At 63.9% G+C, this 26,911-nt stretch carries 29 protein-coding genes and 1 pseudogene; 15 read left to right on the forward strand and 15 right to left on the reverse strand.

The features are described from left to right. Window positions 1–126: 126 nt before the first annotated feature. From lptB to lptC, 3 genes are read right to left on the reverse strand one after another with little or no spacing between them, the layout of a single operon-like run. Complete coding sequence (lptB, locus tag NLY36_RS10610; RefSeq protein WP_023669746.1) at window positions 127–945, reverse strand: LPS export ABC transporter ATP-binding protein; 819 nt, start codon at window positions 943–945, stop codon at window positions 127–129. Next, entirely contained in the window at window positions 942–1,526 is a 585-nt protein-coding gene (locus tag NLY36_RS10615; RefSeq protein WP_023683069.1) for an LptA/OstA family protein, read from the reverse strand. The genes lptB and NLY36_RS10615 overlap by 4 nt, the downstream gene beginning before the upstream one ends. After that, the gene (gene lptC, locus NLY36_RS10620) at window positions 1,513–2,226 is read right to left on the reverse strand and encodes an LPS export ABC transporter periplasmic protein LptC (RefSeq protein WP_023669748.1); all 714 of its coding nucleotides are present in this window, start codon (window positions 2,224–2,226) and stop codon (window positions 1,513–1,515) included. Before lptC ends, NLY36_RS10615 begins: the two co-directional genes overlap by 14 nt. Before the next feature lie 295 nt (window positions 2,227–2,521). Between lptC and sppA the strand changes: the two genes are divergently transcribed. The 4 genes from sppA (at window position 2,522) to lhpI (ending at window position 5,237) form a co-directional block, all read left to right on the forward strand. Next, window positions 2,522–3,478: a signal peptide peptidase SppA gene (sppA, locus tag NLY36_RS10625; RefSeq protein ID WP_023700101.1), complete on the forward strand. Its 957-nt coding sequence runs from the start codon at window positions 2,522–2,524 to the stop codon at window positions 3,476–3,478. Between the two features lie 80 nt (window positions 3,479–3,558). Continuing rightward, entirely contained in the window at window positions 3,559–3,843 is a 285-nt protein-coding gene (locus NLY36_RS10630) for an integration host factor subunit beta (protein ID WP_006200394.1), read from the forward strand. A gap of 52 nt (window positions 3,844–3,895) precedes the next feature. Next, on the forward strand, window positions 3,896–4,240 hold the full coding sequence (locus NLY36_RS10635; RefSeq protein ID WP_023698203.1) for a lipopolysaccharide assembly protein LapA domain-containing protein: 345 nt from the start codon (window positions 3,896–3,898) through the stop codon (window positions 4,238–4,240). A gap of 31 nt (window positions 4,241–4,271) precedes the next feature. Next, complete coding sequence (lhpI, locus tag NLY36_RS10640; protein ID WP_023669751.1) at window positions 4,272–5,237, forward strand: bifunctional Delta(1)-pyrroline-2-carboxylate/Delta(1)-piperideine-2-carboxylate reductase; 966 nt, start codon at window positions 4,272–4,274, stop codon at window positions 5,235–5,237. Between the two features lie 188 nt (window positions 5,238–5,425). Here the strand turns inward: lhpI and NLY36_RS10645 are convergent, their stop codons facing one another. From NLY36_RS10645 to NLY36_RS10660, 4 genes and pseudogenes are all read right to left on the reverse strand, one after another. Beyond that, window positions 5,426–6,001, reverse strand: coding sequence for an MFS transporter (locus NLY36_RS10645; protein WP_023735118.1), 576 nt, complete (start codon window positions 5,999–6,001; stop codon window positions 5,426–5,428). Between the two features lie 96 nt (window positions 6,002–6,097). Further along, window positions 6,098–6,528 (reverse strand): annotated as a pseudogene (locus NLY36_RS10650) (EVE domain-containing protein). Further along, window positions 6,525–6,935 (reverse strand): VOC family protein, encoded by a 411-nt coding sequence (locus NLY36_RS10655; RefSeq protein WP_023698200.1) that lies wholly within the window; start codon window positions 6,933–6,935, stop codon window positions 6,525–6,527. The pseudogene NLY36_RS10650 and the gene NLY36_RS10655 overlap by 4 nt, the downstream one beginning before the upstream one ends. A 91-nt stretch (window positions 6,936–7,026) precedes the next feature. Beyond that, entirely contained in the window at window positions 7,027–7,725 is a 699-nt protein-coding gene (locus NLY36_RS10660; protein WP_023698199.1) for a helix-turn-helix transcriptional regulator, read from the reverse strand. 127 nt (window positions 7,726–7,852) lie between these two features. Between NLY36_RS10660 and NLY36_RS10665 the strand changes: the two genes are divergently transcribed. The 6 genes from NLY36_RS10665 (at window position 7,853) to olsB (ending at window position 14,974) form a co-directional block, all read left to right on the forward strand. Next, window positions 7,853–8,935 (forward strand): RsmD family RNA methyltransferase, encoded by a 1,083-nt coding sequence (locus NLY36_RS10665; protein ID WP_023698198.1) that lies wholly within the window; start codon window positions 7,853–7,855, stop codon window positions 8,933–8,935. A gap of 18 nt (window positions 8,936–8,953) precedes the next feature. Further along, window positions 8,954–9,811: a TrmH family RNA methyltransferase gene (locus NLY36_RS10670; RefSeq protein WP_023698197.1), complete on the forward strand. Its 858-nt coding sequence runs from the start codon at window positions 8,954–8,956 to the stop codon at window positions 9,809–9,811. Beyond that, complete coding sequence (gene lspA, locus NLY36_RS10675; RefSeq protein WP_023683060.1) at window positions 9,808–10,296, forward strand: signal peptidase II; 489 nt, start codon at window positions 9,808–9,810, stop codon at window positions 10,294–10,296. Before NLY36_RS10670 ends, lspA begins: the two co-directional genes overlap by 4 nt. Window positions 10,297–10,401: 105 nt before the next feature. Beyond that, on the forward strand, window positions 10,402–11,391 hold the full coding sequence (acuI, locus tag NLY36_RS10680; RefSeq protein WP_023698196.1) for an acrylyl-CoA reductase (NADPH): 990 nt from the start codon (window positions 10,402–10,404) through the stop codon (window positions 11,389–11,391). A gap of 142 nt (window positions 11,392–11,533) precedes the next feature. Then, window positions 11,534–13,822, forward strand: a complete 2,289-nt coding sequence (locus NLY36_RS10685) for a response regulator (protein WP_023698195.1) — start codon at window positions 11,534–11,536, stop codon at window positions 13,820–13,822. Window positions 13,823–14,098: 276 nt separating this feature from the next. Further along, window positions 14,099–14,974: a l-ornithine N(alpha)-acyltransferase gene (gene olsB / locus NLY36_RS10690; protein ID WP_023683057.1), complete on the forward strand. Its 876-nt coding sequence runs from the start codon at window positions 14,099–14,101 to the stop codon at window positions 14,972–14,974. A 114-nt stretch (window positions 14,975–15,088) separates the two neighbouring features. Here the strand turns inward: olsB and NLY36_RS10695 are convergent, their stop codons facing one another. Both NLY36_RS10695 and grpE read right to left on the reverse strand, forming a co-directional pair. After that, a complete protein-coding gene (locus NLY36_RS10695; RefSeq protein WP_023735119.1) occupies window positions 15,089–15,721 on the reverse strand; it encodes a trimeric intracellular cation channel family protein in 633 nt (210 codons plus the stop codon). 146 nt (window positions 15,722–15,867) lie between these two features. Further along, entirely contained in the window at window positions 15,868–16,497 is a 630-nt protein-coding gene (gene grpE, locus NLY36_RS10700; protein ID WP_023691975.1) for a nucleotide exchange factor GrpE, read from the reverse strand. Window positions 16,498–16,756: 259 nt separating this feature from the next. On the opposite strand from grpE, the gene NLY36_RS10705 reads away from it, so the two are divergent. After that, window positions 16,757–16,957 carry a hypothetical protein gene (locus NLY36_RS10705; protein ID WP_023683054.1) on the forward strand — a complete coding sequence of 67 codons (201 nt, stop codon included), beginning with the start codon at window positions 16,757–16,759 and terminating at the stop codon, window positions 16,955–16,957. A gap of 84 nt (window positions 16,958–17,041) precedes the next feature. Further along, a complete protein-coding gene (locus NLY36_RS10710) occupies window positions 17,042–18,064 on the forward strand; it encodes a fatty acid desaturase (RefSeq protein WP_023691976.1) in 1,023 nt (340 codons plus the stop codon). A 319-nt stretch (window positions 18,065–18,383) separates the two neighbouring features. Here the strand turns inward: NLY36_RS10710 and NLY36_RS10715 are convergent, their stop codons facing one another. The 5 genes from NLY36_RS10715 to cysG form a co-directional block, all read right to left on the reverse strand. After that, complete coding sequence (locus NLY36_RS10715; RefSeq protein WP_023669768.1) at window positions 18,384–18,917, reverse strand: DUF934 domain-containing protein; 534 nt, start codon at window positions 18,915–18,917, stop codon at window positions 18,384–18,386. Window positions 18,918–19,034: 117 nt separating this feature from the next. Then, on the reverse strand, window positions 19,035–19,799 hold the full coding sequence (locus tag NLY36_RS10720; RefSeq protein WP_023669769.1) for a phosphoadenylyl-sulfate reductase: 765 nt from the start codon (window positions 19,797–19,799) through the stop codon (window positions 19,035–19,037). Further along, window positions 19,774–21,444, reverse strand: a complete 1,671-nt coding sequence (locus NLY36_RS10725) for a nitrite/sulfite reductase (protein WP_023683051.1) — start codon at window positions 21,442–21,444, stop codon at window positions 19,774–19,776. Before NLY36_RS10725 ends, NLY36_RS10720 begins: the two co-directional genes overlap by 26 nt. Before the next feature lie 35 nt (window positions 21,445–21,479). Continuing rightward, window positions 21,480–21,773, reverse strand: a complete 294-nt coding sequence (locus NLY36_RS10730) for a DUF2849 domain-containing protein (protein WP_023669771.1) — start codon at window positions 21,771–21,773, stop codon at window positions 21,480–21,482. Further along, window positions 21,770–23,221 carry a siroheme synthase CysG gene (gene cysG / locus NLY36_RS10735; RefSeq protein ID WP_023704213.1) on the reverse strand — a complete coding sequence of 484 codons (1,452 nt, stop codon included), beginning with the start codon at window positions 23,219–23,221 and terminating at the stop codon, window positions 21,770–21,772. The genes NLY36_RS10730 and cysG overlap by 4 nt, the downstream gene beginning before the upstream one ends. On the opposite strand from cysG, the gene NLY36_RS10740 reads away from it, so the two are divergent. The 3 genes from NLY36_RS10740 to NLY36_RS10750 all read left to right on the forward strand — a co-directional run bounded on the left by NLY36_RS10740 (window position 23,220) and on the right by NLY36_RS10750 (window position 26,064). After that, window positions 23,220–23,474, forward strand: coding sequence for a hypothetical protein (locus tag NLY36_RS10740; protein ID WP_155923307.1), 255 nt, complete (start codon window positions 23,220–23,222; stop codon window positions 23,472–23,474). The two genes, cysG and NLY36_RS10740, sit on opposite strands and share 2 nt — an antisense overlap. A 165-nt stretch (window positions 23,475–23,639) precedes the next feature. Then, window positions 23,640–24,092, forward strand: a complete 453-nt coding sequence (locus NLY36_RS10745; RefSeq protein ID WP_023686586.1) for a baeRF12 domain-containing protein — start codon at window positions 23,640–23,642, stop codon at window positions 24,090–24,092. 184 nt (window positions 24,093–24,276) lie between these two features. Beyond that, window positions 24,277–26,064 (forward strand): cation:proton antiporter domain-containing protein, encoded by a 1,788-nt coding sequence (locus tag NLY36_RS10750; protein WP_023735120.1) that lies wholly within the window; start codon window positions 24,277–24,279, stop codon window positions 26,062–26,064. Between the two features lie 21 nt (window positions 26,065–26,085). Here the strand turns inward: NLY36_RS10750 and NLY36_RS10755 are convergent, their stop codons facing one another. Beyond that, window positions 26,086–26,895: an AraC family transcriptional regulator gene (locus tag NLY36_RS10755; RefSeq protein ID WP_023686588.1), complete on the reverse strand. Its 810-nt coding sequence runs from the start codon at window positions 26,893–26,895 to the stop codon at window positions 26,086–26,088. Between the last annotated feature and the right edge of the window lie 16 nt (window positions 26,896–26,911).

The raw sequence follows: 26,911 nt of genomic DNA on the forward strand, positions 1-26,911 counted from the left end.
GGCCCGGCTTTTGCTTGTCAAGGCGAACGATGGCAAAAGGCCCCTACCGAAGCATTATCTCACGCAAAATCGGAGAAAAAAGCCCGGCGGGGCGGCAAAAATCACGTCAGGAAACAAATTTCACGCTCAGAGCGTGAAACCTTCGCCGAGGTAGAGCCGGCGCACATCGGGGTTCGCCACCACCTCGTCGGCACGGCCATGCGTCAGCACCTGGCCGGCATGGATGATGTAGGCGCGGTCGATGAGGCCGAGCGTTTCGCGCACATTGTGGTCGGTAATCAGCACGCCGATGCCGCGCGCCGTTAGATGACGAACCAGCTGCTGGATGTCGGCGACGGCAATCGGGTCGATGCCGGCGAACGGCTCGTCGAGCAGCATGTAGGCCGGGCGCGTCGCCAAAGCTCGGGCGATCTCAAGACGCCGCCGCTCGCCACCCGACAGCGACATGGACGGCGACTTCCGCAGATGGCTGATGTGAAATTCCTCGAGCAGTTCGTCGAGATTGCGCTCGCGCACCTTGCGGTCCTTCTCAACCACTTCGAGCACGGCGCGGATGTTCTGCTCGACATTCAGGCCGCGGAAGATCGAGGCTTCCTGCGGCAAATAGCCGATGCCGAGGCGGGCGCGGCGGTACATCGGCATCGAGGTGACGTCGAAACCGTCGATCTCGATCGTGCCCTCATCGACCGGCACCAAGCCGGTGACCATGTAGAAACAGGTGGTCTTGCCGGCGCCGTTCGGCCCGAGCAGCCCGACAGCCTCGCCGGCGCGCACGCCGATGGTGACACCGCTGACCACCTTGCGGCCCTTGTAGCTCTTGGTCAGACCCTTGGCGATCAGGGTGCCCTTGAACTTCGAGGAATCAACGGTGACTGTGGCCGGTGCTGCAAGTTTACTGGCCGCCCGTCCCGGAAGGCGGGTCAGCAGCGAAGACACGCCAGTCATTCGGGCTTCGGGGCCTCGGATTTCGGTGGCGGCGTCATCGACATGATGACGCGCCCGCCGCAGCCATCGACCTGAGCAAGGCCGCTTTTCATCTGCACGGTGAGCTTGCAGCCCTTGAGGACGTTGGGTCCTTGGGACAAGACGACCTCCTTGCCCGACAGAACAAGCACCTGCGTCTTCATGTCGAACGTGGCGTTGTCGCCGGTGGCGATCTGGTCATTCGACTTGATGTAGACTTTGTTCTTGACCACCAGATGGTCGATATTGGCCGAACCGGTCATCGCCGAAGCGCCGGCGGCAGCACCTTTGGCGGCGTTGGGGTCCTTGACGTAGTAGACCTCCATGCTGCCGGCCTTGAGCAGCGTCGGCCCTTGCGTGACGGTGACGTTGCCGCTGAACAGCGCCATGCTGTCGGCCTGGCGGACCTCAAGTTTGTCGCTCTCGATCTGGATCGGCTGGTCGCCCGACAGTTTGAGCCCGGATTGGCTGCTGGCGCTGGACTGAGCCCAGGACGGCGCCATACCCAGCAACAGCAAGGCCGAAGCTGCGGCGACAAGCCGTGCCGAATTACTGGGACGCATTCGTTTCTCCGCTCTTTGCCTCTGCCGCCTTCATAGTGGCCGGATCGATGTGAACGCTTACCTTGTTCTCGAAAACGATGACCTTGCCATTGTCTTCGACCGACATTGAACCCGCGGTGATCCGCGAGCCGTTACGGCTGACATCGACCGCATCACCTGTCTTCATAGAGCCTTTGCCCATATCGAGGAAGACCGATTTGAAGATGGCAGCGACGCCGTCGGTGGTGGTGACGGTAACGTCGCTGGTCATGTCCATCGTGTTGGCGTTTCTGTTGTAGATCCCGCGCTTGGCGTCGACGGTCGCCACATTGTCGGCCGTCAGCGGCAATTTGGCATGGATGCCTTCGAGTTCGATGATGTCCTGCTTGCCGACATCCTGGATGGCGCGCAAGGCCGTCAGCGAATAGGGCAGCTTGTCCTTGGTGAAGCCGTTGAGCTTCGGATTGGCCATCACCAGCTTGCCATCCGCGAAAGCGGTGCCGTCTGCCTGTATCGAAATGTTGATCGGCGCCGCCAGATAGGAATAGACCGGAAACGCAACCGCGATCCCGGCGGCAAGCACCGGCACGGCAAACTTAAGCACGCGCACGCGGCGCGAGTGGCGCTGGGCGCGGTCGAAGGCGTCGCCGCGCGTGCCCGCTGGCGCCGTGGGCGCCAAGGCCGCATCGGCGTTGGTCGGTTCGTTCGATCGCGCAAGCATGACTGACTTCTAATAAACCCTTGTCCGCCAAAACACCTGCTATAGGTGGGTTGCCGGCCCCCGCAAGCAAGCACAAGCGGAGGAAAACCGCAAAAATGTGACGGCCGCTGTTTTACAGACGGAACTCAGGCGACACAATTTCGTCACGTCATAGCAGAAACGAACGCGCCGCGTCATTTTTTCGTGAAATGCCTCCGTCGCGAAGGTCGCTTCGTCGCAGGCTCTTGAGGAAGAGGTAGCCGGGCGCGGACGCTTGCTTTAAAAGCATCGCTTCCCACCGACTGTGAGGCAGACCATGGCACTGAGAGCCGACGACCTGATCGACCGCCGCCGCTTGCGGCGCAAGCTGACCTTCTGGCGCGGCGCCGCCATTGCCATCGTGGCCCTTGGGGTGATTGCGCTTGCAAGCTGGTTCTATGGGGGCGACCTCGGCGGTTCTTCCGTCGACCACATCGCCAAGGTCAGGATCGAAGGCACCATCGCCGAGGACGAGGAACTGATCAAGCGGCTGGAAACCATCCGCACATCCCCGCAGGTCAAGGGCGTCATCCTGGCGATCGATTCGCCCGGCGGCACCACGGTCGGCGGCGAATCGATCTACGAGGAGGTGCGCAAGCTTGCCGCCGACAAGCCGGTGGTGGCCGAGGTCGGCACGCTGGCCGCATCGGCCGGCTACATGATCGCCAGTGCCAGCGACCATATCGTTGCCCGCAAGACGTCGATCGTCGGCTCGATCGGTGTGCTCATCCAGTATCCCGATGTCAGCGGTCTGATGGACAAGGTCGGCATCAAGCTCGAGGAAGTGAAATCCTCGCCGCTGAAGGCATCGCCCTCGCCCTTCAAGCCGACCAATGAAGACGAGCGAGCCATGGTCCGCAAGCTCATCCTCGACAGCTATGACTGGTTCGTCGGCATCGTCGCCGAGCGCCGCAAAATGACCCGCGATCAGGCACTGGCCCTTGCCGACGGCTCGATCTTCACCGGCCGCCAGGGCCTTGCCAACGGTCTGATCGACGCTGTCGGCGGCGAGAGCGTGGCGATCGACTGGCTGGCGACCAAGGGTGTCGACGCCAAGCTCAAGGTGGTGGAATGGAAGGACACCGAGCGGCGTGGCGGCTTCCTGTTCTCGAAAGCAATAGCGCGCAGCGTCGGCAGCGCGCTCGGCCTGTCGGAGGCCGGCAGCGACGTGCTTCACGAAATTGGCGCGGATCGCTTGTTTCTTGACGGTCTCGTTTCCGTCTGGCACCCTTGATCTGCCGGTTGGGGCGAGTAAAAAAGCAAATAAAATCATCCTGATAATTTGACCGCAGCGCTTTCACGGGGACCTTTCTGATGATCAAATCCGAGCTTGTGCAGATCATTGCCACGCGCAACCCGCATCTTTTCCTGCGCGACGTCGAAAACATCGTGGGAGCGATCTTCGACGAGATCACCGATGCCCTGGCGGAAGGCAATCGGGTCGAGTTGCGTGGCTTCGGCGCTTTTTCGGTGAAGAATCGCCCTGCCCGCACCGGCCGCAACCCGCGCACCGGCGAATCCGTCGAGGTCGAGGAGAAGTGGGTGCCGTTCTTCAAGACCGGAAAGGAATTGCGTGAAAGGCTGAATGGCGGCAAGTAGGCGCGGACCACGCGCCGACCTTATCAAGGCCTGCCTTCTCCAGGGAATCTCTATGTTGAACCGCTTCATACTTATCGTGGTCTTCGTGCCGCTCGCCGTCATCCTGATTGCGCTGGCCGTCGCCAACCGCGAGCTGGTCGCCTTCACGCTCGACCCGTTCAACCCCGGCAATCCGAAACTGACGCTGACCTTGCCGCTGTTCATCTTCCTGTTCGTGGCGCTCGCCATCGGCATGGTCGTCGGCAGCCTGGCGACCTGGGTCAAGCAGGGCCGCTACCGCAAGCTGGCGCGCCAGCGCGGGGTCGAGGCCGAGAATTTGCGCCAGGCGGTCAGCCGGGTACCCGCCGCACCGCAAGGCTCGGGCCAGGGTCCGGCGCTGCCGAAGCCAACGGCCTGAAGCCGAAGCTTTTGTCTTCGCGGAGTTTTGCATGCTGACCATTTCGGCCGACGCTGTCGACCAGGCGCTGACCTTTCCCGGGCTGGTCGAGACATTGCGCGCGGCCTTCCGCGAGGGTGCTGTGCAACCCGTCCGCCATCATCACGGAGTCGAACGGCCCGACGGTGCCACTTCCACGCTGCTGTTGATGCCGGCGTGGACCGACTTCCATGCGGCCGGCACGTCGGTCGGCGGTCATATCGGCGTCAAGATCGTCACCGTATCGCCCGACAACAACGCCATCGGCAAACCGGCGGTGATGGGGCTCTATCTCCTGCTCAACGGCGCCACCGGTGAGCCCGAAGCGCTGATCGACGGCCAACGGCTGACACAGTGGCGCACCGCTTGCGCCTCGGCGCTGGCCGTCTCCTATCTCGCCCGCGAGGACGCATCGCGGCTTCTGGTGGTCGGCGCCGGCGCGCTGTCGCCGTTCCTCGCCAAGGCGCACTCCGCGGTGCGGCCGATCAAGACCATCCGCATCTGGAACCGCACGCCCGCCAATGCCGAAAAGGTCGCGGCTGATTTGCGCGCGGACGGTTTCAACGCCGAGGCCGCAAGCGATCTCGACGCCGAACTCGCCGAGGCCGACATCGTCTCATCGGCGACGATCACGACGACGCCGCTGGTCAAGGGTGCGCTGCTCAAGCGGGGCGCGCATGTCGATCTGGTCGGCGGCTTCACGCCGACCATGCGCGAGAGCGACGACGACGCGATCGCGCGCGCCCGCGTCTATGTCGACACCCGCGCCGGCGCCACCAAGGAAGCCGGCGACATCGTCCAGCCGCTCGCCTCCGGCGTGCTGAAGCCGGAAGCCATCGTCGCCGATCTGCATGAGCTGGCGCGCGGGGAAAAACAGGGCCGGCAGAGCCCCACTGAGGTCACGCTGTTCAAGTCGGTCGGCGCCGCCCTCGAAGACCTTGCCACCGGCATTGCCGTCTACAACGCGCTCAAGCAGTAGCGTCTGCCTGCACCGGCGCCGGCGCCGTTCCTGAGACCAAACTTCCTGACCGCCTCCGCGCTGCCCGCGCCTTGGTCCCATCCAAACATTAGGCGTAGAAGACCAAGCGACTGAGAAGCGTGGGGAAGCGGAACGGCGGCTTTCGGGCCAAATCGCCGCTTCGCGTACGTCAGTGGTGACCGACAAATCTACGGGCGTTTGAAAGAAACTAGAATTGTGAAAGCGAGGAGACCCAAGCCAACGCTTATTGGTACGGCTCTTGGCGAAATCCAGTCCATGAGTGACCCGGTTCCAGTCGATCCCATAACGCTGCCTATGGAGTAGGCCAAAGAAAAGCTGGCAGTTCCGGCTACTAACATCCCGCCCTCGAAGCGCTCGCCCAAGATTGTGAGGGCACAAGTGCTCAAGGCGAATGTTGCAACGCCGATTATAGCGAACACCCCCAGGATAGCGGCCTCGGATTGCAAAAACGGGATTGCCAGGAACGCGACCGCTCCTAAAAGGCCGCAGCAGATCGTCACACCGGCACGCGATGTCTTGTCCAGCAACCATCCGACCAGAGGCTGGGCAAACGCGGTGGGAAGTGACAGCACGGTAATGGCGTATGCTGCGAAAGCTTCGGAGTGGCCGACGCGAACGAAGTAGACCGCCATGCCTGAAATCGCAGCAATATCGGCAAAGCCGAAGGCCAATTCGATCAGAACCAGAATGGGTGCGGCGCTGATAAATCGGAGCAGCGCGCCTGCCGGAGCGCGTTCAGGCAACGTCGGCTAAAGTTCCCGGCGATCCGCCGCTTTGGGGCAACGGCAGAGCATCTCGAATGTCTCGGAAGCTGCCGCTACCATGGTAGGAATGGCCGGTCAGTCGGCCTTCATGGCAGCGCCCATCGCCTCGGCGATCAGCGCGAAATCATGCGCCGTAATTTCGAACAGCCCAAAGCGCAGTTGATAACCCCAGTTCGATTTGCCCGCGGTGAAGTCGAGCTGCTCGAGCAGCGGCTTGATCGGCGCCTCCTCGGCCTTGGCCCATTCGACATCCCTGCGGAACGGCGTGAAGCCACCGCCCATGTCGCCCTGGTAAGGCTCGCCTTCGCGCACGGTGCCGATTGCCGTGAAGGCCTGCAGGCCGTCCTTCTCGCGCAGAATTGTGGTCGGCGAGTAGTAGATGATGCCGTCGCCGGCTTGATGCGGCGCAAAGGTGCCGCCTTGCCGTGGTTGACCTGCATGAAGCCGGCCTCGCGGCCGCGCCGGACATGTTCGGCGGAAGCGACCGCGATCCAGTGCGCACTCATTTCTGTTCTCCATTGGCCTGTTCCCCATTGGCCTGTTCTCCGTCGTTCAGCCAGTAGACGCGCAGCCGGTGCTTGTCGGGATCGAGCGCAACGAAGGTGCGGCCGAAGTCCATGTCGGTCGGCGTCTGCAGAATGGTCAAGCCGCGTCCTGCCCAGTCCGTGTAGGCGGCGTCCACCGCATCAGGCCGGTCCAACGCGAAGACGAGCTCCGCACCGCCGCCCGCGGCCGCGGCCGACGGCTCCACCGTGTGGCGCGACCACAGGCCGAGCTTGAAGCCATTGTCGAGCACGAACAGCACGAAGGTCGGCGACGTCTCCACCGGCTGGCGTCCCAGCAGCGCACCGTAGAAGGCGCCGCTCCGCTCCGGGCTGTCGACATAAAGGATGACGAAATTGGGGGTGTTCATGTCTGCTCTCCAGGGTTTCGATTGGAGGAGCATAGGTGACCCCACTGTCAGATTCTGGCAGCAGCGTCTTGTGGGCGCGTGGAAAGGAGCATTAAGCGCCAGGCTGGCGCTTCGGTGCGTCCAGCGTCGCGCGCCATTCCTTCAGCAGCGCCTGCCGACGACGCGGATAGCGGATATCCGTGGTGTTGAGCCCCGACATCCGGTCGGAGCGAAAATGTCTGAAATCCTGCCGCGTCTCGCACCAGGCCACCACCACCCGCACCTTGTCGAAAAAGCCGAGCGCGAATGGCCAGATCAAGCGCTCGGAGGCGGCGCCGCCGGCATCGCGGTAAAGAAAGCCGAGTTTTCTCTCGTTGCGGATCGCCTGGCGCACCAGGCCAAGGTCGATGCTTTCGACAGCATCGCCGTGCGGCCCGACCAAAAGCGCGGTCGCATCGAGGTCCTCGCGCAGATCATCCGGCAGCACAGCGGCGATCTTGGCCAGCGCGTCGGTGGCGGCGGCCGACAGCCGCTTGTCCGGTTGTCTGGCAACCCAACGCGATCCCAGAACGATGGCCTCGATCTCCTCGTCGGTGAACATCAGTGGCGGCAGCATGAAGCCGGGTTTCAGCACATAGCCCAGCCCAGCCTCGCCCTCGATCGGCGCGCCTTGCCCCTGCAGCGTGGCAATGTCGCGGTAGAGCGTTCGGATCGAAACGTCCATCTCGCCGGCAAGCGTGCGACCGCTCACCGGCCGGCGATGCCGGCGCAGGATCTGGATCAGGTCGAGCAGGCGTTCGGAACGGGACATGATTCGAGATTTGCCTGTTTCCTCAGCGAGGTCCACCACCTCAGACATTCGCACGCTGGACCATTTTGTTTGCGCAGCCGGTAACCCTATGCCAAAAGCGGCCTGCCGCCTCCGGAGACGCTCCTGCTTGAAGTCTTTTCGCGACAAACGCCGCGACAACCGTCCGCCCGCAAAAGGCAGGACCGAACATGCGCGGCCGCAGCCGGAGACCGTACCAATCCGACCCGAAGCCAGACAGCAACGCCACGAAACAAAACCGGACGACCGGTCTGATCCGAAGCCCGCCCCCCGTATCCTGGCGCGTCGCGAAGGCATCCTGCCCACTGAGCGCCTGCCGGTGATCCTCGAAGTGGCGCCCAATCAGGATTATGCACTGCTCGACAGCGGTGCCGGCGAGAAGCTCGAACAATACGGCCCCTACCGCATCGTGCGGCCCGAGGGACAGGCGATCTGGCAAAAGGCCTTGCCCGCCAGGGCCTGGGACCGAGCCGACGCCATCTTCACCGGCGACACCGACGAGGAAGGCATCGGCCGCTGGCGGTTCCCGAAGGTACCGCTGGGCGAGACCTGGCCGATGAAGCATGACGGCATCGACTATCTCGGCCGCTTCACCTCGTTTCGCCATGTCGGCGTCTTCCCCGAGCAGGCTTCGCACTGGGACCATATGGCCAGCCTGATCGCGGCGGCCAACCGCCCGGTCAAGGTGCTGAACCTGTTCGGCTATACCGGGCTCGCGTCTCTCGTAGCCGCCCGCGCCGGTGCCGAGGTCACCCATGTCGATGCCTCCAAGAAGGCGGTCGGCTGGGCGCGCGAAAACCAGGAAATGGCCGGTCTCGGCAGCAAGCCGATCCGCTGGATCGTCGACGATGCTGTGAAATTCGCCGAGCGCGAAGAGCGCCGCGGCAGCCGCTACGACATCATCCTGTTCGACCCGCCCGCCTATGGCCGCGGCCCCAAGGGCGAGGTCTGGCAGTTGTTCGAGGACCTGCCCGGCCTGACCGATCTTTGCCGCGCGATCCTGACGCCGAAACCGCTCACCGTGGTGCTGACCGCCTATTCCATCCGCGCCTCCTTCTTCGCCATCCATGCCTTGATGCGCGACACCTTTGCCGGCATGGGCGGCACCGTTGAATCAGGCGAACTGATCATCCGCGAGCAATCCGCCGGCCGGGCGCTGTCGACATCGCTGTTTTCGCGCTGGGTGGCCTGAAATGCCGTGGGGATTTGAATGAACGAACGGCACATCGGCGCGCCGGGGCAAGTCAAGGAAGTCACCAGCCTTGCCAATCCGCTGATCAAGGACATCAAGGCGCTCGCCCAGAAGAAATTCCGCGACCAGCAGAACGCCTTCATGGCCGAAGGGCTGAAGCTGGTCATCGACGCCCTCGACCTCGGCTGGTCGATCAGGACGCTGGTCTTCGCCAAGGCGGGACGCGGCAATGCGGCGGTCGAAAAGGTGGCGGCGCGCACGGTCGCAGCCGGCGGCACGGTGCTGGAAGTGTCCGAAAAAGTGCTGGTCGCCATCACCCGCCGCGACAATCCGCAAATGGTGGTCGGCGTCTTCCGGCAGAAACTGCTGCCGTTAAGAGACATCCGCACTCACGACGGCGATGTCTGGGTGGCGCTCGACCGGGTGCGCGATCCCGGCAATCTCGGCACCGTCATCCGCACCGTCGATGCCGTCGGCGCCAAGGGCGTCATCCTGGTCGGCGAAACCACCGATCCGTTTTCGGTCGAAACCGTGCGCGCCACCATGGGCTCGATCTTCGCCGTGCCGGTGACCAAGGCGACGCCGGAAGCATTTCTGGCTTGGCGAAACAGCTTCTCGGGCCTGGTGGTCGGCACCCATCTGAAGGGTGCGGTCGACTACCGCTCGGTCGATTTCTCCCGAGGACCGGTGCTCTTGATGATGGGCAATGAGCAGCAGGGCCTGCCCGACAATCTGGCGGAAAGCTGCGACCGGCTGCTGCGGATTCCGCAGGCCGGCCGCGCCGATTCACTCAATTTGGCGGTCGCCACCGGAATCATGCTGTTCGAGATCCGCCGCGGCGCGCTGAAACTTGCCCCCGAGGACGCCACATCGTGAAATCATGGTCTCCCTATGCGCTGCTGGTGATGGTGGCAATCGCGCTCGACCAGTGGATAAAGCATCTGATCGAGACCGGCCTCGTCTTCCAGGAAAAGCTCGACCTGGTGCCATTCCTGGCGCTGTTTCGCACCTACAATACCGGCATCGCCTTCTCGATGTTCTCGTCCTTCGGCGACACCGGCCTGGTCGTCATCGCGGTCGTGGTCGTTGCCTTCGTGCTTTATCTGGCGACGCGCACGCCCTCCGGCCATGTGCTGGCCCGCATCGGCTTTGCCCTGATCATCGGCGGCGCGATCGGCAATCTGATCGACCGCGCCGTCTACGGCCACGTCATCGACTATATATTATTCCACACGCCGGTATGGTCCTTCGCCGTCTTCAACCTTGCCGATGCCTTCATTTCGGTCGGCGCGGCGCTGGTCGTCTTCGACGAGTTCATCGGCTGGCGGCGCGAGGCCAAGCCGCAAGGCCCAGAAGCCTGACGGCCCGACTCTTTTGACCAATTGACCTCGCCGGACGGTCGCCGCACAGTTCGGCCAGAGCCAGCCAATGCCGACCGCCAGCCTTTGCGAAGCCGAGGAGAAGAGATGCCTGAAACCTTCAAAGCCATCCTCGTTTCGCGCGACGCCGAAAAGAAGCAATCGGTCGAGATCGTCGATTTCAGCGAAGCCGATCTGATGGAAGGCGACGTAACTGTCGCGGTCGAGGCGACGACGGTCAACTACAAGGACGGGCTGGCCATCACTGGGAAAGCGCCAGTGATCCGCCGCTGGCCGCTGGTGCCGGGCATCGATTTCGCCGGAACCGTCCTCTCCTCATCGCATGCCGACTGGCGCAAGGGCGACAAGGTCATCCTCAATGGCTGGGGCGTCGGCGAGACGCATTTCGGCGCCTATGCCGGGCGCGCGCGCGTCAACGGCGACTGGCTGGTGCCGTTGCCCGACGGCATCAGCGCGCACGATGCGATGGCGGTCGGCACCGCCGGCTATACGGCCATGCTCAGCGTCATGGCGCTGGAGCGGCACGGCATCCTGCCGGATCGCGGCCCGGTGGTGGTGACGGGTGCAGCCGGCGGCGTTGGGTCGGTCGCGGTCTCGATCCTGTCCAGCCTTGGCTATCACGTCATCGCCTCGACCGGCCGCAACGCCGAAAGCTCCTATCTGATCGGCCTCGGTGCCGCCGAAGTGATTTCGCGCGAGGAACTCTCCCAGCCGGCCAAGCCGCTGGCCAAGGAGCGCTGGGCCGGCGGCATCGATGCCGTCGGCAGCCACACGCTGGCCAATGTGCTGTCGATGACCGCCTATGGCGGCGCGGTCGCCGCCTGCGGCCTGGCGAGTGGCATGGATCTGCCGTCGAGCGTCGCCCCGTTCATCCTGCGCGGCGTCTCGCTGCTCGGCATCGATTCAGTGATGGCGCCAAAGGCTGTGCGGCTGGAAGCCTGGCGCCGCATCGGCAGCGATCTTGATCTCAAGAAGCTCGCCGGCCTGTCGACGACCATCGGCTTCGACGGCATCATCACCGCCGCCCATGACATCGTCGAGGGCAAGATCAGGGGCCGCGTGGTTGTCGATATGTGAGGCTCCCGAAGCATGATCCCGAAAGGGAATCAGGTTTCGGAAAAGATCAGGCGATGCGGAAAACCGCCAAAAATGCATGACCGCTAAAATTCGAACGATCCGCCGCGCTTTTCCATAATCTCTATCTGGCAAGGAGTTCCGCATGATCGCGGAGTCCGCCAGGAAAGAGAAGAGCCGCGCCGAAAGCATCGACGGGCCGAACCCGGCGACGCCCAAGCGGCAGCATGTTGCCGCGCCGCCGCTGGCGCCGGATTTGCCGCGCCCCACGTCCGAGGGCCTGCCGTTCCTGACGGTGGTCGCCAGTGTCGTGCTGGCGGGCCTCTCCCACCTCACCGGTGCGCCGATCTTCATCACCCTCGGCCTGCTGGCGACAGGCGTTGCCGGCGTCGCCATGCACCTGCGCAACCGCCGCACCGTCCACCGCGCGACGGCCTTGCTCGACGAAACCGCCGCGCGCAGCCGCGCCGAGATCGAGACGCTGGCCGACCGCATGTGGGAGATGCAGGAGAGCGAGGAGCGTTTTCGCGGGCTGATCGATGCGCTCGGCGATCTCGTCGTCCACCGCGACCGCGACGGCCACATCGTCTATGCCAACATGGTTTTCGCCGGCCTCGTCGGAACCGATCAGCGCGACCTTGCCGGCAGGACTCTGGCCGACCTCGGCATCGATGTCGGTATCGTTCCCGACGCCGCCTTTTCGGATCACGAATGCCTGAGTTCCACCGACGTCTCCATCCGCACGCCGAACGGTCCGCGCTGGTTCTCGTGGATCGAACTGTCGGTGCGCGACAAGGATAGCGGCGCCGTCTCGCACCGGGCGATTGCCCGTGACATCACCGCCCGCAAGCGCGCCGAATCCTCGTTGATCACCGCGCGCGAGCGCGCCGAATATGCCAGCCAGGCCAAGTCGCGCTTCCTCGCCACCGTCAGCCATGAGATCCGCACGCCGATGAACGGCATCATGGGCATGGCCAAGCTACTGGCCGACACCAATCTGTCGCCCGAGCAGCGCACCTATGTCGGCGCCGTCTCGACCTCGGCCAGCGCGCTTTTGGCGCTCATCGAAGACCTGCTCGACTATTCCAAGATCGAGGCCGGCCGCTTCGACCCGGAACCGCAGCCGACATCGTTGCGTGAAATTGCCGACAACATCATCGAACTGATGGCGGCGAAAGCCTTCGCCAAGAACATCGGCCTCGGCTGTCATGTCGAGCCCGACGTGCCACAGATGATCATGGCCGATCCGGGAAGAGTCAGGCAGGTGCTGCTCAACCTGATCGGCAATGCGATCAAGTTCACCGACACCGGCGGCGTGCTGGTTTCGGTTGCACGGGCCCGCACCGAAACCAGCGACCGCATCTGCTTCACCGTCGCCGACACCGGCCCTGGCCTGCGCGAAGAGGATATGGAGCGCATCTTCGAGGAGTTCGAACAGTCCGACGGCACCTCGACCCGCACCCATGGCGGCGCCGGCCTCGGTCTGGCCATATCGAGGCGCCTGGTCGCCGCCATGGGCGGTGCCATTTCGGTGTCGAGCCGGCTTGGCGAGGGATCGGAATTCGTCTTCGAGATCCCGGCCGCAGGAGCAACCGAAGCACCGCAGAACCGGCAGAACATCCTGGCCGGCCGGCGCGCCGTGATCGTGTCGAAGAACGCCGTCGAGGCGGACGCCATCGCCCGCACCATCCGCGCCCATGGCGGCGCCGTCGACGTCGCCGCAACCGCTTCCCAGGCGACGCCCTTCGCCGAACATTGCGATGTGCTGTTGATCGACGCGGCCCTGGAGGACGGCGACGGCAGACTGCTCAAGCGCCTGCGCCAGAGTGGCTTTGCCGATTGCGAGGCGATCACGCTGATCGCGCCGACCGACCGCGGCATGCTTGGCGAATTCCGCACCAACGGCTACGCCACCTTCCTGGCGAGGCCGGTGCGCGGCGAAACCCTGCTGCGCGTGCTGCTGACCAGTCATGCCCCTGCCTTGCCGCCGCCCAAGCCGGAAAAGACCGGCGCGTCCTCGCTTCGTGCCCATGGCGGGCGCCAGCAAGGTTTGTCGGTGCTGATCGCCGAAGACAACGACATCAACGCCATGCTTGCCCGCGCCACGCTTTTGAAGGCGGGACACCGCGTGAAAGTGGTCGGCAATGGCAAGGCCGCGGTCGAGGCGGTGACCGAAGCCGGGCTGAAAAATCGCTTCGATGTGGTGCTGATGGATTTGCACATGCCGGTTATGGACGGGCTGGACGCGATCGCCGCCATCCGCCGCCACGAGGAGGAAATGGCTGTGCCGCCGGTTCCGATCATGGTGCTTTCGGCCGACAGCCAGGAAAAGACCCGCCACACCGTGCTCGCCCATGGCGCCAGCGGCTTTGTCACCAAGCCGCTCGATCCCGACGCGCTGGTCCATGCCGTCGAGGGCCAGGTGGCCGCCTGAATTCATGTCGCTCAAAAGTGGCCCCGGTTTTGAGAAGACGACATGCACAAAACAAAGACTTGAAGCGCGTCGCGTGAATCGTCCCAGCGCGACGCGCTTCAAGGCGACGCTGGCGCAATCCTCGCGTCACGTAGGTAGCCGAATGAGGGTTTTCGCCAGCCGACGAAGTATTGCCCGTCGCGCCGTATCACGGTACTGTCACAATCCTGTTGCACCTACACCGTATCCCCGTGCCAAGAGGGATGGCTCGAAGGAGAATCACTCGTGCATACAGTTATGCCGGAATGTGACACTCGGCCCAGCGCAGGCGGCGCTTTGCTCGCCGCGCGGAACGCCGATGCCGTCGCAACAGGCGCACCGCTGGGCCGTATCGGCAATCTCGAAGTGCGGCTTGCCCGCAATGAGGCCGAGATCGCCGCCGCCCAGGAAGTGCGCTACCGGGTGTTTTATGACGAGCTTGGCGCCAGGAAGGACCTGTTCCAGGCGCAGGACCGGCGCGACGCCGACCGCTTCGACCCGCTGTGCGACCATCTCCTCGTGCTGGACACTTCGATCTCCGGCCCCGAGCATCGCCGCATCGTCGGCACTTACCGCCTGCTGCGGCAAGAGATTGCCGCGACCGCCGGCGGCTTCTATTCCGAAGGCGAGTTCGAACTGACCAAGCTGATCGCCCGCCATCCTGGCCAGCGCTTCCTTGAGCTCGGCCGCTCCTGCGTGCTGCCGGAATACCGCTCGAAGCGCACCATCGAGGCGCTGTGGCAAGGCATCTGGGCCTACATCAACCACTATGAGATCGGCGTGATGACCGGTTGTGCCTCGTTCCCTGGCACGGTGCCGGCTGCGCATGCCGAGGCGCTCACCTACCTTGCCCATCACTGCCGGACCAACTCCGCCTGGGATGTGCGGGCGGTCTCCGGGCGCTATTGCTCGATGGACCTGATGCCGATCGAGGCGGTCAACGCCAAGGCGGCGATTGCGGCCATGCCGCCGTTGGTCAAGGGCTATCTGCGCGTCGGCGCCCGCATCGGCGACGGCTGCGTCATCGACCGTGAGTTCTCCACCGTCGATGTGTTCGTGGTGATGCCGGTCAAGGAAATCGGCGCTCGCTACGTCAACTATTATGGCGGGGAAGCGCAGCGCTTTGCGGCGTGAGGCAGTAGGCAGTAGCCAGTAGGCAGTAGTGAAGGCTGCCGCGAATTGCTGACTATTCCCTATTCCCTATTCCCTATTCCCTATTCCCTATTCCCTATTCCCTAATCCCTCTCCCTATGGAATATCCTCCGGTCGCCGTCCCGGGCGGCTCTTGTAGGACGGAAAGGTCCAGCCGAATTTCAGCGCGCCGCCGCGCACCAGGAAAGCCGCGACGAAGCCGGTGATATCCGAGGCGAGCGGCGGCAGGCCGGCAAGATCGCCAAGTGTGTAGAGGCCGGCGCCCGCGAGTGCGGCGGTGACGTAGATTTCGGGCCTGAGCAGCACCGATGGCTCGCCGGCCAGCAGATCGCGCAGGATGCCGCCGAACGTAGCGGTCAGCACGCCCATAACAACGGAGACGACCGGCGAGCCGGTGATGGCCAGCCCCTTGGCCGCGCCCATTACCGAAAAGGCCGCCAATCCGATGGCGTCGAGCCAAAGCAGCCATTTCCAGCGGGATTCGACGCGGTGAGCGATGAAGAAGACCAGCACCGCAACCGCCGCGCAAACCAGCACATAGCCGGAGTTGGCGACCCAAAAGACGGGCAGGTTGAGGATGACGTCGCGAAGCGTGCCGCCGCCAATGCCGGTGACGCTGGCCAGAAACAGGAAGCCGATAATGTCGAGCTGCTTGCGCGAAGCCGCCAACGCCCCGGTCGCGGCAAAGACGGCGACGCCGGCATAGTCGAGGAGGTCGATGGGCGTCAGGGACATGAGGCAGTAGGGATTGGGCAGTAGGGATTAGGAATTAGGGAAAGTATGAATAACACGAAGCCGCGCGATTGATACGCCTGCCTATTCCCTATTCCCTATTCCCTATTCCCTATTCCATATTCCTATTCCCTTTTCCCTATTCACGCATCCTTCTCGGCCTGCTCGTTCACCGGCCCCGGCTCGACCGGCGCTTCGGTGGCCGCGATCTTGGGGCCGCCCTTGGCGACCCCGACCATGGCCGGCCGCAGCACGCGCTCGCCGATCGAATAGCCCGGCTGCACGACCTGGACGACGGTGTTGGCCGGCACATCGGGATTGGGCACTTCGAACATCGCCTGGTGGAAATTCGGGTCAAACTTCTCACCTTCTGGCTCAAGCTTCTTCACCCCATGCCGTTCCAGCGTCGACAGCATGGCGCGCTCGGTGATCTCGACGCCGTCGATCAGCGCCTTGAAGCCGGCATCTCCGGCCGCTTTCGCCTCGGCGGGGATAGCATCGAGCGCGCGGCGCAGATTGTCCGACACCGACAGCATGTCGCGGGCGAAATTGGCCACCGCATAGGCGCGCGCATCATGCACGTCGCGGGCGGTGCGGCGGCGCAGATTCTCCATCTCGGCCGCGACGCGCAGCGCGCGGTCCTTCAGCTCCTCGTTTTCCTTCAGCAGCCGCACCAGCGCTTCATAGTCGCCGTCGATGCCGCCTTGCGTGCGCTCGGCCTCGGCCGTTTCGATATCCTCGGGCGCGCGTTCGTCTTTTGTCTGGTCGCTCATCGCCATTTCCCGTCATTCGAATGGTTTGGATTCGCGCCCGATATCGAGGTTTGGCGGCCAAAAATCAAGGGGCAAGCCCAGGAGGACGCCCAACAGCAGGCAATGTTGCGGGCTGCCCGTCGGACTTGGTGCGGGACGCAAAGACGTTCAAAATTAATTCAAACTTTACCGTAACGGCAGCCTTTGCTTGCCAATACCCCGCTATGGGGAACCATTCAAAGCTTGGAGGAGTTTTGAAACCGACACAGGATTTGAGACAATGGACCGCAATACTGGCAACAGAAGCGAAGAGCTCGCCGCCGACATCAGGCGCCAGTTCGGCACCGAGGCGACGACGCGCTTCTTGCGCACCTTGCCGGCCTTCCGCACCGAGGCCGACATTCCCGCCCGTTTCCGGGACCTGCTCGACCGGCTGGACGGCATAGAAGCCAGCATGGCCGGCGGCCGACGCCGTCAATAGCGATGCTATCGCGCGACAATTACGCGCAGTAATTTTGCGTGAGCTTTTCCTTGCGGCAGCGGGACGCCCCGCCTATGCTTCCTGATGAACATGATTTCCCCCGAGACGGCCGCCAACAGCAAGCGCGCCTGGTTGAAGATCCTGGCGCGCTACAAGAAGCCCGACCGGCGACGCAGCACTCTTGAACTCGCCATCACCCTTATTCCTTTCGTTACGCTGTGGGCGCTGTCTTCGGCAGCCTATTCCTATGGCCACTGGTGGGGCTTGATCCTGATCCTTCCGGCCGCCGGTTTTCTGGTGCGGATCTTTATGATCCAGCACGATTGCGGCCACGGCTCCTTCTTCGCCAACCGCACTGCCGACGACTGGATCGGCCGCGCGCTCGGCGTGCTGACGCTGACCCCTTACGATTGCTGGCGGCGCGCGCACGCCACCCATCACGCCAGCGCCGGCAATCTTGACGAGCGCGGCATGGGCGATATCAGGACGTTGACGGTTGCTGAATACCGGCAGCTGTCTTGGCGGGGACGCCTTGCCTATCGTCTCTACCGCCATCCCCTGGTGATGTTCGGCCTTGGCCCGATCTGGCTGTTCATCTTCGAGCAGAGGCTGCCGGTCGGCATGATGCGCGGCGGCCTGACGCCCTGGGTGTCGTCGATGACCACCAATCTCGGCATCGCGGTCGCGGCAGCGCTGCTTATCTGGCTGGTCGGCCCCGGCGCTTTCCTGATCGTCCATTTGCCGATCGTGATCCTGGCCGGATCGGCCGGAATCTGGCTGTTCTACGTCCAGCACCAGTTCGAGGAGACGGAATGGGCGAAGGACGAAGAGTGGGAATTCCAGCGTGCCGCCCTGCACGGCTCGTCCTATTATGATTTGCCGCCGGTGCTGAACTGGTTCACCGGCAATATCGGCGTCCATCACGTGCACCATCTCTCGGCCAAGGTGCCGGGCTACCGGCTGCAGGAAGTGCTGCGCGACTATCCCGAACTGCGCGGCATCGGCCGCGTCACGCTCCTCGACAGCCTGCGCTGCGTCAAGCTGGCGTTGTGGGACGAGAACCGCCGCAAGCTGATCTCGTTTCGCGAAGCGCGGGCCTTGGCCTAAAAGCAATTCCAGCAAAGTGTGAGGCGGTTTTCCGGGCTTTCGCTTGGGAATTCCGTAAGACAAAGAAAAAAACCGCCGCACCGAAGGCGCGGCGGCATCTCCCAAAAACCGGCTCAGGCAGCCTTGCGCTCCTCGCGCATCCAGACCTTGCAGCCCTGATCATGTCAGGCGCCTTTTCGGCGATCATGATGGACGGTGCATTGGTGTTGCCGCCGATGAGCGCCGATTCCTCCCTCGCGCCCCGCGGATATTTCCGTCCGGACAGCCAGGAGAAGGCCCGATCACAGTCTTTGTAAAGACAGGCGGAATTACCGTCGCGTCAGCTGTTGCGAACGCGCCGCCAGGAGTATTTCGGCCCCTTCGGCTCCGACGCTTCGGTCGGCTGATAGTAAAGGCCCAGCCCGCCTGTGCGGCCTTCTTCGAGGCGCTTCAGCAGAACCGGGTTGGAGATCTCGAACTCGTCGAAGCCGAGGCGCAGCATATGCGGCAGCTGGTCGACGAGCACCTGGCCCGTGGCGCGGACCGCGCCCTCGAAATCGTAGCGGCTGCGCAGCAATTCGCCCTTGGAAAACGAGCGGCCGTCGCTGAAGGCCGGAAAGGCCAGCGCCACCAGCGACAGCTGGTCGAGCAGATCCACGATCTTTTCCAGCTGGTCGCCCGGCAGCAATGCGACGCCCAGCCGCTCCTTGGCCGAGCGCCGCACCTCGGCATCGAGGCCGAGAAATGCCTGCAACGGCAGGATGAAGCGGCCATTGCCCGCCAGTGCATCCGCACTTTCGGCATGTGTCCACTCGTCTTCGCGAAAACCCGTCCGGGTCCAGAGGCGGGTCTCCGCTGTGGTCTGTTCAGTCATAGAAAATTCCTAAAGCCCTAAAAATCGAAAGTCCGCGAAAGCCGGTCCACACGAAACCGGCGGCCTCCGAGCGGAAGCCGCCGTTGCAGGCCAGCCTCACCTGAATATCACCATAGCTTAAAGGGATGCGTCGGTCAGCGACACTTCCAGTCCCGACAGATGGATGCCGCACTCGGTCTTGGCATGACCGGCCCAGCGTCCGCTTCGCGCATCCTCGCCCGGCTGCACCGGCTGCGTGCATGGGAAGCAGCCGATCGACAGATAGCCGTACGCAACCAGCGGATTTTCGCGCAGCGCATGCGCGCGCATGTAGTCAGCCTGGTCGGATGTCGTCCAGTGCGCCAGCGGATTGACGCGTACGCGCGGGCCGACCGCCTCGAACACCGGCAGCGCGGCTCGCGTCGCCGCCTGGAAGCGCTTCCGGCCGGTCAGCCAGGCGCGGAAGGGGGCGACGCCGCGCGCCAGCGGCTCGACCTTGCGCACGTCGCAGCAGGCATCGGTATTGCTCTGGTGCAGATTGCCGGTCGGATCGACCCGCTCGAGCGCCGCGTCTTCGGGCTTGATCACCCTGATGTTGGTCAGCCCGAAATCGGCGACCAGCGCATCGCGATAGCCCAGCGTCTCTCCGAAATGCTTGCCGGTGTCCAGGAAGATGACCGGCAGCGTGCGGTCGACCTTGGCGATCATATGCAGCAGGACGGCGGAATCCGCGCCGAAGGACGACACGGCGGCGATCTCGTCATGAAACAATTCGCTCGCCGCGCGTTCGATGATGTCGAGCGGGCTCAGATGTCCATACAGCGCGTCGAAGCCCGCCGCTTTGGCGGCGATGCTGTCGTCGACGTCGACGATGCGGTCAAGCGGCCTTGGTTTCGCCAGCATAGAGCGCCTCCTTGAACGGCGCGGGACCGACACGGCGGTAGGCGTCGATAAAACGTTCACTGGGACCGAGCCGAAGGCCGAGATAGGTGTCGACGATCTGCTCGATGGCGTCCGTGATCTCTTCCGAAGAGAAGCCGCGGCCGATGATTTCGCCAACCGAGGTGTTCTCGTCGGCCGATCCGCCAAGCGTCACCTGGTAGAGTTCGGAGCCTTTCTTCTCGACGCCGAGGATACCGATATGGCCGACATGGTGATGTCCGCAGGCATTGATGCAGCCGGAAATCTTCAGCTTCAATTCGCCGATCTCGCGCTGCCGCTCCAGCGAGGCGAAGCGAAGCGAAATCTCCTGCGCGATCGGGATCGAGCGCGCTGTCGCCAGCGCGCAATAATCGAGGCCAGGGCACGCGATGATGTCGCTGATCAGGTTGGAATTGGCCGTCGCGAGGCCAATGTCGACCAAAGCGTCGTAGACCGCTTTCAAATCGGCGCGCGCCACATGCGGCAGGATCAGGTTCTGCTCATGGCTGACGCGCAGTTCGTCGAACGCGTATTTCTCGGCTATGTCGGCGACCGCTTCCATCTGGCTGTCGGTGGCATCGCCCGGCACTTCGCCGATACCTTTCAGCGAAATCGTCACCGCGGCATAGTCGGGATGGCGATGCGTCACGACATTCTGGTCGAGCCAATCCGAGAAGCTTTTGGAATCGAGCCGCGCCAGCTTGATCGCCGCGTCGCCTTCCGGCCGGGCGGTCAGTGCCGGCGGCGCGAAATAGGCGTCGATGGCACGGATGTCGGCTTCCGGCAGCTTCAGCTCGGCGTCCTTCAGCTCCTGCCATTCGGCCTCGACCTGGCGGGTGATTTCCTCGACGCCGGTCTCGTGGACGAGGATCTTGATGCGCGCCTTGTACTTGTTGTCGCGGCGGCCATAGAGGTTGTACACGCGCAGGATCGCCGTGCAGTAGGACAGCAGGTCGGCTTCCGGCAGGAAGTCGCGGATCTTGCGCGCCACCATCGGCGTGCGGCCCTGGCCGCCACCGACATAGACGGCAAAGCCGAGCTCGCCGGCGGCGTTCTTCTTCAGATGCAGACCGATATCATGCGTCTGGATGGCGGCGCGGTCGCGCTCGGCCCCGGTCACCGCGATCTTGAACTTGCGCGGCAGGAACGAGAATTCCGGATGCACAGACGACCATTGCCGCAGGATCTCGGCATAGGGGCGCGGATCAGCGACCTCGTCGGCGGCGGCGCCGGCAAAGTGATCGGCGGTGACGTTGCGGATGCAATTGCCGCTGGTCTGGATGGCATGCATCTCGACGCTGGCGAGATCGGCCAGGATCGCCGGAATGTCGGACAGCGCCGGCCAGTTGAACTGGATGTTCTGGCGCGTGGTGAAGTGGCCGTAGCCCTTGTCGTATTTGCGCGCGATGTGGCCGAGCATGCGCAGTTGCGCGCTGTTCAGCGTGCCATAGGGCACCGCGATGCGCAGCATGTAGGCGTGCAGCTGCAGGTAGACGCCGTTCATCAGCCGCAGCGGCCGGAACTGATCCTCGGTGATCTCGCCGGACAGCCGGCGTTCGACCTGGTCGCTGAACTCGGCGACGCGGGCCTGGACAAAATCGTGGTCGAACTCATCGTAGCGGTACATGTTTCGTCTTTCAGGGCGCGTCCGCCCGTATTTTGTTACGCTGCCCGCGCAGCCTGCTTGCCCAGATCTTCCCGGATGGTCGGGCCGGCGGCGCGGATCTTTTCGCGCAAGCGTACCGGCACGACGACGCCATTGATGACTTCAACGTCGATCAGATTGACGTCGACAACCTGATTGTTGGCGTTGGCCTTGGCGCCGATTGCTTCCAGCCTGTCCTCTGCCGCTTGGTCATGGGCAAGGTCGGCATGGTCGACCGTCTCGGCCCAGCCGCCATCGGCGTACCAGACGGCGATGCCGTCGGAGAGGCGGTTTGCGGTCAGTATCTTCATGGCTCGACCTCTGCGTCGGCCGCGTTGGCGGCGCCCTCATAGTTATGGGCCGCGAGCGGCTCGGAACGTTCAAAGTTGGCGCCGGCAACCGCGTCGCCGATGATGGTCATCACCGGACCGGCCAGATCGGCGCGCTCTTCCAGCGACGGCAAATCGGCCAGTGTGCCGTGGAAACGGCGGCGGTTCTGCAAGCTGGCATTCTCGACCACGGCAACCGCCGTGTCCGGCGACAGGCCGGCCTCGATCAGTCGTCCGGCGACTTCGGCGGCGACCGAGCGGCCCATATAGACGGCGACGGTGGCGCCGGAAATGGCGAGCTTGGCCCAATCCGGCAGCGAATTGCCCTTCAGATCATGGCCGGTGGTGAACACCATCGACGAGGAGACGCCGCGCAGCGTCAGCGGCAGCTCGAAGTCGGCGGCGGCGGCAAAGGCGGCGGTGACGCCGGGGACGACATCATAGGCGATGCCGGCATCGCGCAGTGCGGCCATCTCCTCGCCGGCGCGGCCGAACACGAGCGGGTCGCCCGACTTCAGCCGCACGACGCGCTTGCCCTGCCTGCCGAGATCGACCAGCAGCGCATTGATCTCGGCCTGGCTCTTGGTGTGGCATCCCTTGCGTTTTCCGACCGGCAGCCGCTCGGCGTCGCGGCGGCCCATGGCGACGATCGCCTCCGGCACCAGCGCGTCATAGACGATGACGTCGGCTTCCATCAAAAGCCGATGCGCGCGCAGCGTCAGAAGATCCTCAGCACCTGGCCCGGCGCCAACCAACGCGATATGGCCCGAAGCCGGAGCCTTCGACAGCAACAGATCGGCGGCGGCGTCATGCGCCTGCGAAAGCTCGCCGGCTTCGACGGCGCGCGCCGGTGCACCCTGGAAAAAACTGCTCCAGAACTGGCGGCGGGCGTTGCCTTTCGGCAGCAGCTTTTCGGCGGCACCCCGGAACGAGGCGGCAAGCGCTGCCAGCGGCCCGAGCGACGGCGACAGCATGCGGTCGATGCGGCTGCGCAGCATCTGCGCCAGCACCGGACCCGCGCCTTCCGTGCCGATGGCGATGGCGACCGGGGCGCGGTTGACCAGCGCCGGGGTGAAGAAATCGCATAGCTCCGGCCGGTCGACGGCATTGACCGGAATGCCAAGGCGGCGCGCATCGTGGGCGACGCGGCGGTCGAGCGTCTCGTCGCCGCTGGCGGCAAACACCAGGACCGCGCCTTCGAGATGCGCGGCGTCGTAGGGGGCGTCGATACGGATGGCGCCGGTCGTGGCGATGAAGCTCAGCAATTCGGCGTCGGCAACATCGGCAATGATGCGAAGCACAGCACTCGACTGATCAAGTAGCCGCGCCTTGGCCAACGCTTCGCCTCCGCCGCCGACGATGGCCACGGCTTCGCCTTCGACCCGCATGAAGACCGGGAACGCGGTGAGCTTGGGATTGGTGTGCGGCATGACGAACAGATTCCGGAACAATTCGGCAGTTTTAGGCGCGGACGCGAAAAAGCTGAAGGAACCCACTCGCGCATCCCCTGACGGGAGGCAATCGGTTTTCCGCAAGCCAAAGGGCCAAGAGAAAAATATTCCACATCCGCATATCAGGCGGATTCAAGCTGCTGCCGCAGGCCTTGTTCTGCGGCTCTTTTATCCGGCAGGCGGCCAAGCTGCAAAATTGTTTTTTCTAAATTCTACTAATTTAGTAGATTAAAGCCGTCACCTCGGACATTGCTCCGATGGACGTTAGATCGGGCTGGATATGGCTGCGTGCGATCTCGGCGAACGAAGTGGAACGTTCCCGCTTCGCCACGCGTTCTGCCCCTGCCGTAACAGACAATCGTCGGCTGGATTTGAACCTTCAAGCAGGAGCCCGCAAATGAGCAAGATCAACCTGAAACATGGCCTTCTGGTCATGGTGGCCGATGGCGAGAAAGCGCTGTTCCTGAAGAACGAGGGCGACAATCTCTATCCGCACCTGCAGCTCTTCCAGGAGATGAACCAGGACAATCCGGCAACGCGCGAACAAGGCAGCGACAGTCCCGGCCGCTACAATGACGGCCCCTCCGTGCATCGCAGCGCGGTTGAGGAAACCGACTGGCACCGGCAGGGCAAGGAACGCTTTGCCGAAGAGATCGCGGACCGGCTCTACAAGCTCGCCCATCACGGCATCTTCGACGACATCGTGCTGGTCGCGCCGCCGCTGGTGCTCGGCACCATGCGCAAGAAATTGCACAAGGAAGTCACCGACAAGGTGCAGGCGGAGATCCCAAAGACACTGACCAACCGCCCGCTGATCGACATCGAGGCCATGCTGCAGCAGGCAGCCTGACGCTATCTCATAGATCATTCGCGCGCGCAGCGTTTTCGCTGCGCGCGCCTTTCGTTTTTCGGCGCCTCTGGCCACCAATTTACGTCTCGCGGGTTGCGTGGCCCGCACCCCCTCCACCATATTGCAAAGGCGGCGGCTGCGGGCGGCGCACACCCCACATTTCCCGAAAGGCGCTCCACAGACAATGCCGCATGACACGCCCCTTATCGCCACCATCGTCGCCGGTCTGGGGCTGGCATTCATCTTCGGGGCGCTCGCCAACCGTTTTCGCATCCCGCCGCTGGTCGGCTATCTCGTCGCCGGCGTGCTGGTTGGACCGAACACGCCGGGTTTCGTCGCCGATGCCGGTCTTGCCAATGAGCTGGCCGAAATCGGCGTCATCCTGCTCATGTTCGGCGTCGGCCTGCATTTCTCGCTGAAGGATCTTCTCTCCGTCCGCGCCATCGCCGTACCCGGCGCCATCGTCCAGATCGGCTTTGCCACCGCGCTGGGCGCCGGCCTTGCCTGGATGCTCGGCTGGTCGATGGGCGCAGGCCTCGTCTTCGGCCTAGCGCTTTCCGTCGCGTCCACAGTGGTGCTGTTGCGCGCGTTGCAGGAGCGACGGCTGATCGAGACCGAGCGCGGCCGCATCGCCGTCGGCTGGCTGATCGTCGAGGACCTCGCCATGGTGCTGGCGCTGGTGCTTTTGCCGGCGTTGGCCGGCGTGCTCGGCGGCCAGCCGCAGGTCGATGACCATGCGAGCCTTTTGTCGCTGCCGGCCAGCTTCGGCATCTGGGGCGTCGTCGGCCTCACGCTGGCCAAGGTCGTCGCCTTCGTCATCGTCATGCTGGTGGTTGGCCGCCGCGTCATTCCGTGGATCCTGCATTACGTCGCCCATACCGGCTCGCGCGAACTGTTCCGGCTGGCGGTGCTGGCGATCGCGCTCGGCGTCGCCTTCGGCGCCGCCAAACTGTTCGGCGTCTCGCTGGCGCTCGGTGCCTTCTTCGCCGGCATGATCATGAGCGAATCCGAGCTCAGCCACCGCGCGGCGGAGGAATCACTGCCGCTGCGCGACGCCTTCTCGGTGCTGTTCTTCGTCTCGGTCGGCATGCTGTTCGATCCGTTCAGCCTGATGAGCAATGGCTGGCCGATCCTGGCGACGCTGGCCATCATCGTCATCGGCAAGTCGCTGGCCGCCTTCGTCATCGTCGTCGCCTTCCGCTATCCGCTGGGAACCGCCTTGATGATCTCGGCCAGCCTCGCGCAGATCGGCGAATTCTCCTTCATCCTGGCGGAGCTCGGCGTCGGGCTGAAGCTGTTGCCGCAACAGGGACGCGACCTGATCCTGGCAGGCGCCATCCTGTCGATCCTGGCCAATCCGCTGATGTTCCTCGCCCTCGACTGGATGAAGCCATGGCTGGACGCGCGCGCCAAGGCAGCACCACCGGAAGAGGCCAAGCCGGTCGGCCCGGCGACGCAGCCCGGACAAGTGGCCTCGGTGGCCGCCGCGGCAAAAGAGGATGGCCCACCGCCACGCACAACGCTTTCGGGCCACACCATCCTGATCGGCTACGGCCGCGTCGGCAGCCTGGTCGGCGCGGCGCTGAAACAGGCATCGCTGTCCTTCCTGGTCATCGAGGACGCCGACAAGACGCTGGCGAGGCTGAGAGACGACGGCGTCGAAATCGTCTCCGGCAACGCGGCCAATGCAGGTGTATTCGCCGCCGCCAATCCGCAGGGCGCCAGGCGATTGATCCTTGCCATCCCCAACGCGTTCGAGGCCGGGCAGATCGTGCTCAGGGCACGCGCCGCGAATCCCGGCATCAACGTCATAGCGAGGGCCCATTCCGATGCCGAGGTCGAGCATCTCAAAGGCCTCGGCGCCGACACCGTCATCATGGGCGAACGCGAGATCGCCCGCGGCATCGTGCAAGAAGTGCTGGAGCAAAAGCCGATGCCGCGCCCCGAAGCCATTGAGCCCTCCCCGGCCTGAGGCTTGCCACAGGCGCATCGATCATCCAACGAAGGCGGAGCCGCCATTGTGCGCGACGCTGGCGAGATACTTTGCCGGCGGCTTGCCAAGCGCCTTCTTGAACATGGTGATGAAGGCGGTGACGGAGGCGTAGCCGAGATCGCCCGAAACCTGCTGGACACTCGCACCGGAGGCCAGCTCCCTTATGGCGACGATCAGATGCAATTGCTGGCGCCAGCGGCCGAAGCTCAGGCCGGTTTCCTTCACCACCAGACGGGCAAGACTGCTTTCACTCAGCGCGACGCGATTGGCCCACTCGGCAAGCGTGCTGCGGTCGGCCGGGTCTTGCGCCAGCGCCTCGGCGATCCGCCGCAAGCGCGGCTCGGCGGAGATCGGCAGATGCAATAGCTGAACCGGCATGCGCGGCAGTTCGGAGAGCAGGATCGTGGTCAGGAGCACGTCCCTCGCCTCATCCTCCTCCACGCGATCGGCCAGCTCGATGATCAGTTCGCGCAACAATGGCGAGATCGACAGCGTGCAGCAGCGGTCCGGCAGATCGGCGGCTCCCGGCTCGATATAGACGAAGAAAATCCGCGCATTGGCGGTGGCGATATTGCTGTGTCCCATGCCACCGGGAATCCACACCCCGCAATGCGGCGGCACCATCCACAGACCGCTGGGCACGCGGCAGGTGACGCCACCGCCGAGCGCGAAGACGAGCTGGCCCTTCCGATGCCAATGGGTCGCCACTTCCGCTTTGGTTTCGGTGACATCGACGCGAACCGCAATTGCAGGAGCGATCACATCATCGACGTCGAAATTGGCCCAGGGGTAGCGGAGAGGCTGTCTCATGATTGACGGCTTTTAG

This window comes from Mesorhizobium sp. C399B (assembly GCF_030323185.1).
Lineage (GTDB): Bacteria > Pseudomonadota > Alphaproteobacteria > Rhizobiales > Rhizobiaceae > Mesorhizobium.

What these genes read in the sequence shown, in the direction of transcription:
- NLY36_RS10615 (WP_023683069.1), bottom strand. Translation starts at nt 1,526, where the DNA reads ATGCGTCCCAGTAATTCGGCACGGCTTGTCGCCGCAGCTTCGGCCTTG.
- NLY36_RS10715 (WP_023669768.1), bottom strand. Translation starts at nt 18,917, where the DNA reads ATGACTGAACAGACCACAGCGGAGACCCGCCTCTGGACCCGGACGGGT.
- lhpI (WP_023669751.1), top strand. Translation starts at nt 4,272, where the DNA reads ATGCTGACCATTTCGGCCGACGCTGTCGACCAGGCGCTGACCTTTCCC.
- acuI (WP_023698196.1), top strand. Translation starts at nt 10,402, where the DNA reads ATGCCTGAAACCTTCAAAGCCATCCTCGTTTCGCGCGACGCCGAAAAG.
- NLY36_RS10655 (WP_023698200.1), bottom strand. Translation starts at nt 6,935, where the DNA reads ATGAACACCCCCAATTTCGTCATCCTTTATGTCGACAGCCCGGAGCGG.
- lptC (WP_023669748.1), bottom strand. Translation starts at nt 2,226, where the DNA reads ATGCTTGCGCGATCGAACGAACCGACCAACGCCGATGCGGCCTTGGCG.
- NLY36_RS10630 (WP_006200394.1), top strand. Translation starts at nt 3,559, where the DNA reads ATGATCAAATCCGAGCTTGTGCAGATCATTGCCACGCGCAACCCGCAT.
- NLY36_RS10755 (WP_023686588.1), bottom strand. Translation starts at nt 26,895, where the DNA reads ATGAGACAGCCTCTCCGCTACCCCTGGGCCAATTTCGACGTCGATGAT.
- NLY36_RS10740 (WP_155923307.1), top strand. Translation starts at nt 23,220, where the DNA reads ATGACGAACAGATTCCGGAACAATTCGGCAGTTTTAGGCGCGGACGCG.
- NLY36_RS10660 (WP_023698199.1), bottom strand. Translation starts at nt 7,725, where the DNA reads ATGTCCCGTTCCGAACGCCTGCTCGACCTGATCCAGATCCTGCGCCGG.
- NLY36_RS10710 (WP_023691976.1), top strand. Translation starts at nt 17,042, where the DNA reads ATGAACATGATTTCCCCCGAGACGGCCGCCAACAGCAAGCGCGCCTGG.
- NLY36_RS10705 (WP_023683054.1), top strand. Translation starts at nt 16,757, where the DNA reads ATGGACCGCAATACTGGCAACAGAAGCGAAGAGCTCGCCGCCGACATC.
- grpE (WP_023691975.1), bottom strand. Translation starts at nt 16,497, where the DNA reads ATGAGCGACCAGACAAAAGACGAACGCGCGCCCGAGGATATCGAAACG.
- NLY36_RS10725 (WP_023683051.1), bottom strand. Translation starts at nt 21,444, where the DNA reads ATGTACCGCTACGATGAGTTCGACCACGATTTTGTCCAGGCCCGCGTC.
- cysG (WP_023704213.1), bottom strand. Translation starts at nt 23,221, where the DNA reads ATGCCGCACACCAATCCCAAGCTCACCGCGTTCCCGGTCTTCATGCGG.
- NLY36_RS10745 (WP_023686586.1), top strand. Translation starts at nt 23,640, where the DNA reads ATGAGCAAGATCAACCTGAAACATGGCCTTCTGGTCATGGTGGCCGAT.
- NLY36_RS10730 (WP_023669771.1), bottom strand. Translation starts at nt 21,773, where the DNA reads ATGAAGATACTGACCGCAAACCGCCTCTCCGACGGCATCGCCGTCTGG.
- olsB (WP_023683057.1), top strand. Translation starts at nt 14,099, where the DNA reads ATGCCGGAATGTGACACTCGGCCCAGCGCAGGCGGCGCTTTGCTCGCC.
- lptB (WP_023669746.1), bottom strand. Translation starts at nt 945, where the DNA reads ATGACTGGCGTGTCTTCGCTGCTGACCCGCCTTCCGGGACGGGCGGCC.
- NLY36_RS10750 (WP_023735120.1), top strand. Translation starts at nt 24,277, where the DNA reads ATGCCGCATGACACGCCCCTTATCGCCACCATCGTCGCCGGTCTGGGG.
- NLY36_RS10720 (WP_023669769.1), bottom strand. Translation starts at nt 19,799, where the DNA reads ATGCTGGCGAAACCAAGGCCGCTTGACCGCATCGTCGACGTCGACGAC.
- sppA (WP_023700101.1), top strand. Translation starts at nt 2,522, where the DNA reads ATGGCACTGAGAGCCGACGACCTGATCGACCGCCGCCGCTTGCGGCGC.
- NLY36_RS10670 (WP_023698197.1), top strand. Translation starts at nt 8,954, where the DNA reads ATGAACGAACGGCACATCGGCGCGCCGGGGCAAGTCAAGGAAGTCACC.
- NLY36_RS10685 (WP_023698195.1), top strand. Translation starts at nt 11,534, where the DNA reads ATGATCGCGGAGTCCGCCAGGAAAGAGAAGAGCCGCGCCGAAAGCATC.
- NLY36_RS10635 (WP_023698203.1), top strand. Translation starts at nt 3,896, where the DNA reads ATGTTGAACCGCTTCATACTTATCGTGGTCTTCGTGCCGCTCGCCGTC.